Source organism: Maritimimonas sp. 2210JD6-3 (assembly GCF_056591795.1).
In genome coordinates this window covers 50,217-61,722 of record NZ_JBWQOJ010000003.1, presented here as the reverse complement: position 1 = coordinate 61,722, position 11,506 = coordinate 50,217, and the positions used below count along the sequence as shown (strand labels likewise).

Genomic DNA, 11,506 nt, shown 5'->3' with positions numbered 1-11,506 from the left:
TAAAATAGCATCACTAGAATTTATGCAAATTATTAATGGTTTAGAATTCTTCGTTTTTAAGGAAGTATTTATAAATAACTTCTTTGCTTAATGAAATAATCTAATAACAATAACGAGCTTAAAGCCACTAAACTAAACACGAATACAGAAGAAATATTGACATTATATGAAAAATTGCTAAAATTAAATTGATCTGTATATGCTGTAATTTTTGAAAATATAGAAACGTCATTCGAAGTTTTATTCTTTATAAAGAAATAAATTAACACTCCTACTATAGCACTTGTAATCAAATACCAAGTTCGCTTGCTAATTATAGGTTCGTAAGAAAATTCATGTGAAGTCTCAATAGCTTCTGTAGTCTTTTGAGTAAAAGATAATGAAGGAGATTCTATTAAATGCTCTTTTAAAAGGTTACTTAACTTAGCATCTTTTAATTCAATATCATTAGAAAGAATCGTTACATCTTGCATTATTCTTTGGGTAAAATCTTTAGGTGCTTTTTCTAAGGAAGCTTCTTTTATAATTTGTTCTATATGTTTTTTACTATGCTTATCCATTATAAAATTGTTCTAAGTTCTCCTTTTAACAATATTTCTAATTCCTTATATAATTTCTTTCTAGCTCTGAATAATCGTACTTTAACATTCGCTTTTGAATACCCTGTTATTTGTTTTATTTCATCAAGAGAATTTTCATTCATATAAAACAACGTGATCAATAGCGCATCTAACTCCGATAATTTACTGATTGCTAATTTAATATAATCTTGTTGTTCATCATATTTTAATTTCTCTATTTGAGAGTGTGTTTCATCAGCGGTAAAATTATTCATTACATAATCGTCAATTGCAGCCACTGCTACATGCTTTTTCCTGGTTTTTGAAATGGCTGTTCTGTATATTATAGTGTATAACCACGTAGAAAATTTTGATTTCCCTTGAAAAGTACCCAGCTGTTGAAATGCTTTTATAAAACTATCTTGAGCAACTTCTTCTGCATCTTCTGTATTTCGTACTATTTTAAGTGCCAAAGTATACGCCATATCTTTGTAATTGTTCACTAGATAGCTAAATGATTGCACGTCGCCTTGCAATACTTTATCGATATAAAATTGATCTTTGGATGGTTCCATTTCTTAATAAGACATCACCACTTTAAATTTGGTTACAAAAAATGGAAATAATTTAATTGCTTACAGATTTTATTTTCTTCCTCGAAGCATTTCACGTTTACCTGGCGGACCTGGTAATCGCTCTATTTCAAAGCCTACTGCCTGCATGGCTCGCCGTACACTTCCTTTTGCCGAATAGGTAACTAAAATTCCATTATTTTTCAATGCATTAAACATTTTTTGAAAAATAGACTCTGTCCATAATTCAGGTTGAACCCTAGCGCCAAATGCATCAAAATATAATAAATCATATCTATTTATGTCTTCTATATTTTTAAAAAACTGCTTCCGTTTCTCAATCGTAAATGCATCTGTAAGCACCTGTGATTTATTCCACGGAAGTGCATGTATTTTCGTAAAAATATTGGAAAAATTTGACGCATTTAGTTCTTTAACATAATTCAGCTTACCAAGTTCTTTTTCATTTACAGGATATGCCTCTACGCCAACATAATTTATTTTTACAGCTCTCTTTTGCGCTTCTAAAAAAGTAATAAATGTATTTAGCCCTGTACCAAAACCTATTTCTAGAATTGATAACTTATCAAAATTAGAAAACACATCAAAGCCATTTTTTATAAAAACGTGATATGCTTCTTGAATCGCACCATGTTTAGAATGGTAATGTTCATTCCATTCTGGTAAAAAAATAGTAGTAGAACCGTCTGAAGTAGTGATAATTTCACGTTTCATTCTATTAACAGACGTTTTATTTTAGGAATGGGACCATCACATCGTGTCTGGTGGCATTCAACACAAGAAACGATAGTTCTGTTAAATCGCGTTTTTACAGAATCTTTAGCAGTGTAAATTGATTTTTGTAGTGCCAAATATTTTTTAGATAATAGTTCGAAAACCGAATCACGTTCAGTTGCATCTGTAAGTGTCGCCGTATGCATAGTTAAAAAATCATCAGGAAATTTTGCGATAGTGTCTTGTTTAATAATTTGTTGTCTTATTACTTTATTATACTCATACATCTGGCGCATCAGCAAGGCCATTTCTGATGGTTCATATAATAATGGCGCTTTTTTCTATTCTTTTTGATCAGTACAAGAAATAAACACTAATAAAAAAACAACTATACAAACAACGAATCGTATCATTCTTGTATTAAAACACCATTAGCTTCAAAAGCGTAGGTAACTTTGGGGGCAGTAATAGCGGCAATCTCTTCTTCGCTTTTTCCTTCATCTTTAGCATAATGCTTTAATTGATCGACAGATTCTGTAGTCACATAGGCTTTTCCTGCAACAATAACTTCTTTATTGTCAGCATCTAAAGGCACAAAAAAACTATAGTCTTTAAACCGAACCATAGACTCTTTATCATCTTGTAGGTCTAATTTCATCCAACATCCTTTCTTTTTACAAACCTCATTGACTGTAGAAGCAAACTTTACCGCAATGGTATCTCCATCTTTAAGAGTTTTAAATTTCTCTTGCATTTGTTTCTTAGAAAGTGCTTTCTCTATAGATATTTTATCACCATAAGAAGCATATCTTATAGCTTCATTCTCTTTCTTCTGCGCTTTATTAGTGCAGGCCATAAAACATATCGCTATAGATACTATAAATACAACTTTTTTCATTTTAAAATATTTTAGGCAAAAATAATGAATAAACTTAGACCTTCATTTTTTTAACATTTTTTACGTATAGCTTTTATTTCGAAATCGTTTGAGCTATATTATTGCAAAAACCTTTTAATTAATAAGCAAAATACTTTTATCTATATAATAGCCATAAAATTTTGTACTTTTGCACCGTCAAAAAATCCACATAATTCATGAATATACAAACTTCAACAATTATTGATATCACTAAGGTTAGTAGTTCTAAAATCACTGAAGTAGATTTTAGTAAGTTACAATTTGGTAGAATTTTTACCGATCATATGTTTGTATGTGATTATAAAAATGGTCAATGGCAAAAGCCACAAATTATGCCATATGGTCCTTTAAGCATAGAACCGTCTGCCAGAGTTTTTCATTATGGTCAAGCTGTATTTGAAGGAATGAAAGCCTACAAAGATGAAAATGATGACGTATGGCTGTTTAGACCAGAAGAGAATTTTAATAGGATAAATAAATCCTCGAAGCGATTAGCAATCCCAGAATTTCCGAAAGAGTATTTCTTTGAAGGTTTACTAAATTTATTAAGGCTAGACAAAGAATGGGTAAAAAAAGGAGCTGGAAACTCACTTTACATTCGCCCGTTTGTCATTGCTTCAGAACCTGCTGTGGCAGCTTCTCGTTCAGAGGAATATAAATTTATGATTATATGCTCGCCAGCTCAAGCATACTATACAACACCAGTTCGCGTGCTTTTTGCACAAGAATATAGTCGTGCTGCGGATGGTGGTGTTGGTTTTGCAAAAGCAGCTGGTAATTATGCGGCTCAATTCTATCCTACTTCGCTTGCTATAGAAAAAGGATATCAGCAAGTAGTCTGGACAGATGCCAATACACATGAATACTTAGAAGAAGCTGGTACCATGAATATCTTTTTTAGAGTAGGTGACACGCTACTTACCGCCCCAACTAATGATAGAATTTTAGATGGTGTGACGAGAAAAAGTATTATACAATTAGCAAAAGATGAAGGTTTACATGTTGACGTACGACGCGTATCTGTTAAAGAAATAAAAGATGCAGCTAAAGCAGGAAGTTTAAAAGAGATGTTTGGCGCGGGTACTGCAGCAGTAGTAACTCAAATTGAAGCTTTTGAACATGATAATGATGTTTTTGAATTACCAATACCTGAAGATTCTTTTGCATTGAAATTCAAAGAAAAATTAATGAATATTCAATATAATATCTCTGAAGATCCTTATGGATGGAGGTATAAAATATAAATAAAATCAATACATTATAAAAAAGAGCCAAATGGCTCTTTTTTATTGTTTTAATATCTCTAAAATGTTTGGTTTAAAATAATTAGGACCCTTCATTACCTTACCATCTTCTCGATAAATCGGCTTGCCATCTGCACCTAATTTACTCATATTACTACGTTGAATTTCATCAAATACTTCTTCAATTTTTTCTTGCATACCATGTTCAATGATTGTACCGCATAAAATATATAGCATATCTCCTAACGCATCAGCAACTTCAACTAAATCATTATTTCTAGCGGCTTCTAAATATTCTTTATTCTCTTCATCCATTAAATCAAATCGCAATTGCATTTTTTGTTCTGATAATCTAGCAATAGGTTCCGTTTGATAGCCAATATTGAAAGCTGTATGAAACTCTTGAACGGCTTTTATTTTATTCTTCATTTTTTAATTTAAAAATATTTCATTAATAATCTGGTTGGAACAATTTTTAAAAGAAGAGCAATAAGTACCCAACGTTTTGTAATGTATGCTTTTCTCTTTTTCTTTTTTATAGCTGCGTATATTTGTTTTGTAGCTTTATCCAGAGGCGCCATCCAAAAAGTTTCGCCTTTAATAATATCAGTATCAACATAGCCAGGTAAAATATTGGTAACGTCAATTTTAGCCTTTTTAGTTCTTTTAGACTTCATCCATAATGATTCCATATAGCTCGACTGAAATGCTTTTGATGCATGGTAAGCTGCTACTTGTCTATTACCTCGTAAAGAGGCAACAGAAGTGATCCCGACCAAATGCCCATATCCTTGATCTCTAAAATAGTTGTAAGCAAGTTGATAGATTTTAGTAGCGCCAAGTACATTCGTTTCTAAAGTCGGTAAATCTTTACTCCATTCTAAAGTAAAGTTAGGCTGCATGATACCCGAATTGTGAATGATAAGATCTACTTTCTCAAAAATAGAAGGTAATTCTTTAAAAAACGTATCAGAATCATCTAAATCGGTAATATCATGTTGACGTACTTTATACTGCGCAGGATTCTCTTTTTGAATATCTTCTAAACGTTCAATACGCCTACCCGTAATTAACACATGATAACCATCATTTATTAATAGCTTAGCTAGTTCTCTACCGATACCAGATGTAGCACCAAAAATAATTGCGTTTTTACTCATAAATACCTTATAATTTCTCGGACAAGATAGCTGTTATTGTTTTAATGCCGTCAATATAATTGCCTAATCTTATGTTCTCATTCGGACTATGCTGATTGTTATCTGCATTTACTGTTGGCACACTTATAGCGGGTATTTTTAAAGAAACTACAAAAGGAGAGATGGGTATCGATCCTCCCATGGTTCTGATTTGAATCGGGTCTTTATTAAAAGCTTTTTGCATACCTCTTACCAACCATTTCCCAACTTCAGTGTCGAAATCTGTTCGAAAAGCCCCATAAGAAATTTCTGAATTAAATCTCACAATATTAGGATATTTCATCCGCTCTTCTTCGCTAGGTTTATTATCTACAAGATGATACCCTTTATCAATAATATGTTGCTTTACCAGATGTACCATGCGCTCTCCTTCGGTCTCTTTTACCAATCTAATATTAAGTTCTGCAATAGCACTTGCAGGAATGATGGTTCTGCGTTGCTTACCCACCCACGCTGCTTGTAATCCTAAAATTCCGAGTGCGGGATATTGCATTGATTCTTGAAAACTAGAAGCAACTTTCTCAGGTTGTGCAATACCAAATTTCTGCTTTAATTCCTCATCTTTATCTGGTACTTGCTTTAAAACTTCTTTAACTTCATCAGAAATTGAAATACCATCATACCAAGTTGGTATTAAAACACGACCATCATCATCGACCATTGAGGCTAATAACCTTGATAATTTAAACGCTGGATTAGGTACATAATTACCGTAATTACCACTATGCGCAGGTTTACGAGGGCCAAATACTTCTAATGAAATTGTGGCTATACCTCTAGCACCATAACTCAAGGTCGGTTCGTTAGAAATATGCCGAGGACCATCAAAAATCACCAACATATCAGAAGCTAATTCGTTACTATATTGCTTGACAGCATTGGGCAGTCGCGGTGAACCAAGCTCTTCTTCAAAATCCATAATAACTTTAATATTAAAATTTGGATTTTGTCTTCTATCGTTGATGATATCCATAGCTTTTAAAAACATCATTACAGGACCACGAGCATCCGATGCTGAGCGAGAGAAAATACGCCAATCTCTATCTATTTGCCCTTCAAGCCGATTCCAAGAGATACTATCCCATGTATCTTCTTTTAATTCTTTCAAAACAGGCACATACGGGTCATTTTGATTCCATTTACTAACATCTACAGGTTGACCATCAACTTGTAAATAGATAAGTACTGTCTTTTTAGCTTTTTTAAAGTTTCTTGTTGCAAGTAGTAATGGAGCGTTACTTGTTTGTAATCTTTGTAGCTTAAAACCTCTTTTTTCAAAGGCATTTTCACACCAAACCACATTTTTCTCTATTTGATCTGGGAAATAGGCATCGTTAGGAAGACTGAAAAACTCCTGTAATTCCGCAAACGAAGATTTCGCATATTGTAATGATAGTTCATTTAGTTCTTTAGCTTTTATTTTTTGACAATAACCTTGGCTATTGCTAAGAAAAACTAGTATTAGAAAAATCAATGGGTACAATGGTTTTCTCATAAAATTTGTTGCGTTAGATTTTCACTAAAATTACTGAATTTAAAAGAATCAAAAAGTGTATTTTTGCCTTGTAAATCTTTACAGATGAATTTTACCACGGGTCAGAAAATATTTGCATTCGTTTTTATCATTGCATTTCTTGTTACGATGATATGGACCTACAGAAAAGATCTAAAACTACATAAAATATATTATAAAAAAGTATGGCTAGTAGCGTTAGGTATCATTCTAAGCATACTAGCCTTTAAATATTTAGCTTACTACCTACATGAGTAGTTACTTCTTATATTTTAACACCTCAGAACGTCCCTTTTTAAAAATCTTATTACTATTATGTTTGCCTTTGCGGAGTTTTTTTTGTTCTTCGAACGGTAAATTATATATTTCTTGACATGCTGCAGAGCAACATCCTTGCATTTTTTCTTTACAGGCATCACATTGTATAAACAATAAATGGCAAGCTTCGTTTTCACAATTTACATGTGTATCACAAGATTCACCGCACTGATGGCAATGAGCAATCACTTCATCAGAAATACGCTCGCCTCGTCGATGATCAAACACGAAATTTTTACCAATAAATTTGTTTTCAAGGTTTTCTGCTTTTACCTGACGTGCATATTCTATAATACCACCTTCTAACTGATAAACATTTTTAAATCCTTTATGCTTATAGTATGCGCTGGCTTTTTCGCAACGAATACCTCCAGTACAATACATTAATAAATTCTTGTCTTCTTTATGATCTTTAAGATCTTCTTCGATAATATCTAACGAGTCACGAAATGTATCTACATCTGGTGTAATTGCTCCATCAAAATGCCCGATCTCACTTTCATAATGATTACGCATATCTACGCATATCGTATTTGGATCTTCCAACAACTGGTTGAATTCTTGAGCTTTTAGATGTACACCTTTATTGGTCACATCAAACGTTTCATCATTTAACCCATCAGCTACAATTTTATGACGCACTTTTACCTTTAATTTTAAAAAAGACATATTATCTTGTTCAATCGCAATATTCAATCGGATGTCTTTTAAAAAAGGGACACTATCTAAATGTGCTTTAAAGGCTTCAAAATTCTCAGCCGGAACCGATAATTGCCCATTAATACCTTCGTGGGCAACATATATTCTACCCAAAACGTCTAACGCATTCCAGGTAATGAACAGGTGATTTCTAAATAGTTGTGGATTTCCAATTTTGGCGTACTGATAGAAAGATAAGGTTAATCGTTGCTGACCAGCTTCTTCGATTAACGCAGCTCTTTCTTTCGCACTTAATGTATTGTACAGTTGCATGCTATACTAATTTTAAGTTTAAAAGAATGTTATAAATCTCGGCAAAAGTAATAATTTTGATAGAAATTAAACTTTCAAAGATTTTTAATTGTTTAGAATAAATATTTTTAGTCTTTTTTATGACCTTTGCATGAAACTTTTAAAGTAAAATAATATGAGAGTAGCTGTTGTTGGTGCTACCGGAATGGTAGGTACTGTGATGTTAAAAGTATTAGAAGAACGTAATTTTCCTGTAACAGAATTAGTACCTGTTGCGTCTGAACGTTCAGTAGGAAAAAAAATAACTTTTAGAGATACTGATTATACTATTGTCGGACTGCAAACTGCTGTAGATATGCATTTGGATATTGCAATTTTTTCCGCTGGTGGAAATACATCACTAGAATGGGCACCTAAATTCGCTGAAGTTGGTACAGTTGTTATTGACAATTCATCAGCCTGGAGAATGGATGCTACCAAAAAGTTAATAGTACCAGAAATCAATGCCGCATCGCTAACCGAAGATGACTTAATTATTGCGAACCCAAATTGCTCTACAATTCAAATGGTAGTTGCTTTAGCACCACTTCATAAAATATATGATATTAAACGATTGGTAATTTCTACCTACCAATCGATTACTGGAACGGGAGTTAAGGCTGTACAGCAACTTGAAAATGAATATAAAGGTGAAAAAGGTGAAATGGCCTATCATTACCCAATTCATCGAAATGCCATACCACATTGTGACGTGTTCGAGAGTAATGGTTATACCAAAGAAGAATTAAAGTTAGTTCGAGAAACTCAGAAAATATTAGATGATAAATCTATTGCAATTACTGCGACTGCTGTACGTATTCCTGTAGTGGGTGGCCATAGCGAAAGTGTAAATATTGAGTTCGAAAATGACTTTGACGAATTAGAAGTGCGTGAATTATTAAGCAAAACAGAAGGTGTTACTGTACAAGACAATACTGATACCAACACCTACCCAATGCCTATCTATGCTGAAGGAAAAGATGATGTTTTTGTAGGTAGAATCCGTCGTGATCTTTCGCAACCTAAAACCTTAAATATGTGGATTGTTTCAGATAACCTCCGAAAAGGTGCTGCAACGAATGCGGTACAGATAGCCGAATATCTTGTCGCAAATAACTTAATTAAATCAGCAGCAACAGCGTAAATTCTCTTAAAGAAATCATAAAGTTCGTATAGAATTATAGGCTCACTTTTTCAGTGAGCCTATTTTCGCTATTTTTATCACTTCTTAAACCTTAACAATGAAAAAACTAACTTTATTTCTAGTAACTGCCCTTATTTTAATTTCCTGTAAAATAGAAAAACCCGAACAACAACTAACAATGACCTATCCAGAAACTAAAAAAGTTGATACTGTTGATACCTATTTTGGTACCGATATTAAAGATCCCTACCGTTGGTTAGAAGATGATATGTCTGAAGAAACTGGAGAATGGGTAAAAGAACAAAACAAAGTAACATTCGGTTACCTAGATAAAATTCCATATAGAGAAGAATTAAAAAATCGTCTTGAAAAATTATGGAATTATGAAAAGTATTCTGCCCCATTCAAAGAAGGTGATTATACCTATTTCTACAAAAATGATGGTCTTCAAAATCAATATGTTGTATATCGCCAAAAAGGTGAAGATGACCCTGAAGTGTTTCTAGACCCAAACACATTTTCTGAAGATGGTACAACTTCTTTATCTGGATTAACTTTTTCGAAAGATGGTAGTATTGCCGCCTACTCAATTTCAGAAGGAGGTTCTGATTGGCGAAAGATTATTGTTATGGATGCTCTCTCAAAAGAGATTAAAGAAGATACCTTAAAAGATGTAAAATTCAGTGGGATTTCTTGGGAAGGAAATGATGGCTTTTTCTATTCGAGTTACGACAAACCCAAAGGAAGTGAGCTTTCCGCAAAAACAGATCAGCATAAATTATACTATCATAAATTAGGTACGCAACAAAAAGATGATCAACTAATTTTTGGTGGTACCGAAGCACAGAAACGTAGGTATGTATCTGGTAGTGTAACAGAAGATGATCGTTATTTGATAATTTCGGGAGCAAAATCTACATCTGGTAATGATCTGCATATTAAAGATTTGACAAATCCTAACAGTAAATTGGTTACCATATTAGACAACTTTGATAGTGATACCTATATTATCGATAATGAAGGTAGTAAATTATATTTGGTAACAAATATGGATGCACCAAATCAAAAAGTAGTTACTGTTGATGCTTCTAATCCTAAACCAGAAAATTGGAAAGAATTTATCCCTGAAACTAAAAATGTTTTGAGTCCAAGTACAGGAGGAGGTTACTTTTTTGCAGAATATATGGTAGATGCTATATCAAAAGTATTTCAGTATGATATGAATGGTAAATTAATTCGAGAAATTGAGTTACCGGGTGTTGGTAACGCTGGAGGTTTTGGAGGCAAAAAAGAAGATACAGAACTCTATTTTGGTTTTACCAATTATACAAATCCTTACACTATTTATAAATTCAACCCGAAAGATGGAAACTATACTGTTTACAAAAAACCAACCATAGGATTTGATAGTGATGCTTATGAATCTAAACAAGTATTCTATACTTCAAAAGATGGTACAAAAGTACCGATGATTATTACCTATAAAAAAGGATTAGCATTGAATGGAAAAAATCCAACCATACTTTATGGCTATGGCGGATTTAACATTAGTCTGCAGCCAAGCTTTAGCATAGCAAATGCTGTTTGGATGGAACAAGGTGGCGTCTATGCTGTGCCTAATTTAAGAGGTGGTGGTGAATATGGGAAAGAGTGGCATAAAGCTGGCACGCAACTACAAAAACAAAATGTATTTGATGATTTTATTGCTGCAGCTGAATATCTTATCGAAAATAAATACACCTCAAAAGATTATCTAGCCATAAGAGGTGGGTCTAATGGTGGATTATTAGTAGGTGCAACGATGACGCAACGCCCAGATCTTATGAAAGTAGCCTTACCCGCTGTAGGTGTGCTAGATATGTTGCGCTATCATACTTTTACTGCTGGAGCAGGATGGGCATATGATTATGGAACTTCAGAGCAAAGCAAAGAAATGTTTGAGTATATTAAAGGATATTCGCCCGTTCATAATGTAAAAGAAGGAGTAGCATACCCTGCAACTTTAGTGACAACAGGTGATCACGATGATCGAGTGGTCCCCGCACATAGCTTTAAATTTGCGGCGGAGTTGCAAGACAAGCAGTCTGGCGAAAATCCAACGTTGATTCGAATTGAAACGAATGCGGGTCATGGCGCCGGTACTCCAGTTAGTAAAACCATCGAACAATATGCAGATATTTTTGGTTTTACCCTTTATAATATGGGTGTAAAAGAATTAAAATCTACGTATAAAGATTAAATTATTTTTTAAATCTATACAAAGCCGCTTGAAATCAAGCGGCTTTTTTATGCTACTTTTGTTGCTCATCACG

At 33.4% G+C, this 11,506-nt stretch carries 13 protein-coding genes; 4 read left to right on the top strand and 9 right to left on the bottom strand.

Features of this window, described 5'->3' with window-relative positions; genetic code table 11:
• Nucleotides 1-68: 68 nt before the first annotated feature.
• The 5 genes from AC1EUY_RS02665 to AC1EUY_RS02645 form a co-directional block, all read right to left on the bottom strand.
• Nucleotides 69-560: a hypothetical protein gene (locus AC1EUY_RS02665; protein WP_480193950.1), complete on the bottom strand. Its 492-nt coding sequence runs from the start codon at nucleotides 558-560 to the stop codon at nucleotides 69-71.
• Nucleotides 560-1,135, bottom strand: coding sequence for an RNA polymerase sigma factor (locus tag AC1EUY_RS02660; RefSeq protein ID WP_480193949.1), 576 nt, complete (start codon nucleotides 1,133-1,135; stop codon nucleotides 560-562). The genes AC1EUY_RS02665 and AC1EUY_RS02660 overlap by 1 nt, the downstream gene beginning before the upstream one ends.
• 69 nt (nucleotides 1,136-1,204) lie before the next feature.
• On the bottom strand, nucleotides 1,205-1,867 hold the full coding sequence (gene mnmC2 / locus AC1EUY_RS02655) for a tRNA (5-methylaminomethyl-2-thiouridine)(34)-methyltransferase MnmC2 (RefSeq protein ID WP_480193948.1): 663 nt from the start codon (nucleotides 1,865-1,867) through the stop codon (nucleotides 1,205-1,207).
• Nucleotides 1,864-2,175 carry a hypothetical protein gene (locus AC1EUY_RS02650; protein WP_480193947.1) on the bottom strand — a complete coding sequence of 104 codons (312 nt, stop codon included), beginning with the start codon at nucleotides 2,173-2,175 and terminating at the stop codon, nucleotides 1,864-1,866. The genes mnmC2 and AC1EUY_RS02650 overlap by 4 nt, the downstream gene beginning before the upstream one ends.
• Before the next feature lie 101 nt (nucleotides 2,176-2,276).
• A complete protein-coding gene (locus AC1EUY_RS02645) occupies nucleotides 2,277-2,765 on the bottom strand; it encodes a DUF4920 domain-containing protein (RefSeq protein ID WP_480193946.1) in 489 nt (162 codons plus the stop codon).
• A 197-nt stretch (nucleotides 2,766-2,962) separates the two neighbouring features.
• Here AC1EUY_RS02645 and AC1EUY_RS02640 point away from each other — a divergent pair, with 197 nt between their 5' ends.
• Nucleotides 2,963-4,030 (top strand): branched-chain amino acid aminotransferase, encoded by a 1,068-nt coding sequence (locus AC1EUY_RS02640; protein ID WP_480193945.1) that lies wholly within the window; start codon nucleotides 2,963-2,965, stop codon nucleotides 4,028-4,030.
• Between the two features lie 42 nt (nucleotides 4,031-4,072).
• Here the strand turns inward: AC1EUY_RS02640 and AC1EUY_RS02635 are convergent, their stop codons facing one another.
• From AC1EUY_RS02635 to AC1EUY_RS02625, 3 genes are read right to left on the bottom strand one after another with little or no spacing between them, the layout of a single operon-like run.
• Entirely contained in the window at nucleotides 4,073-4,459 is a 387-nt protein-coding gene (locus AC1EUY_RS02635; RefSeq protein ID WP_480193944.1) for a pyrophosphohydrolase domain-containing protein, read from the bottom strand.
• 8 nt (nucleotides 4,460-4,467) lie between these two features.
• Nucleotides 4,468-5,190 carry an SDR family NAD(P)-dependent oxidoreductase gene (locus AC1EUY_RS02630; protein ID WP_480193943.1) on the bottom strand — a complete coding sequence of 241 codons (723 nt, stop codon included), beginning with the start codon at nucleotides 5,188-5,190 and terminating at the stop codon, nucleotides 4,468-4,470.
• Nucleotides 5,191-5,197: 7 nt separating this feature from the next.
• Nucleotides 5,198-6,724, bottom strand: a complete 1,527-nt coding sequence (locus tag AC1EUY_RS02625) for a M20/M25/M40 family metallo-hydrolase (RefSeq protein WP_480193942.1) — start codon at nucleotides 6,722-6,724, stop codon at nucleotides 5,198-5,200.
• A gap of 84 nt (nucleotides 6,725-6,808) precedes the next feature.
• Between AC1EUY_RS02625 and AC1EUY_RS02620 the strand changes: the two genes are divergently transcribed.
• On the top strand, nucleotides 6,809-7,000 hold the full coding sequence (locus AC1EUY_RS02620; protein WP_480193941.1) for a hypothetical protein: 192 nt from the start codon (nucleotides 6,809-6,811) through the stop codon (nucleotides 6,998-7,000).
• Here AC1EUY_RS02620 and trhO read toward each other — a convergent pair whose 3' ends face one another.
• Nucleotides 7,001-8,032, bottom strand: a complete 1,032-nt coding sequence (gene trhO / locus AC1EUY_RS02615; protein WP_480193940.1) for an oxygen-dependent tRNA uridine(34) hydroxylase TrhO — start codon at nucleotides 8,030-8,032, stop codon at nucleotides 7,001-7,003.
• A gap of 154 nt (nucleotides 8,033-8,186) precedes the next feature.
• Between trhO and AC1EUY_RS02610 the strand changes: the two genes are divergently transcribed.
• The gene (locus AC1EUY_RS02610) at nucleotides 8,187-9,194 is read left to right on the top strand and encodes an aspartate-semialdehyde dehydrogenase (RefSeq protein WP_480193939.1); all 1,008 of its coding nucleotides are present in this window, start codon (nucleotides 8,187-8,189) and stop codon (nucleotides 9,192-9,194) included.
• A gap of 97 nt (nucleotides 9,195-9,291) precedes the next feature.
• A complete protein-coding gene (locus tag AC1EUY_RS02605; protein WP_480193938.1) occupies nucleotides 9,292-11,433 on the top strand; it encodes a prolyl oligopeptidase family serine peptidase in 2,142 nt (713 codons plus the stop codon).
• Nucleotides 11,434-11,506: the final 73 nt, after the last annotated feature.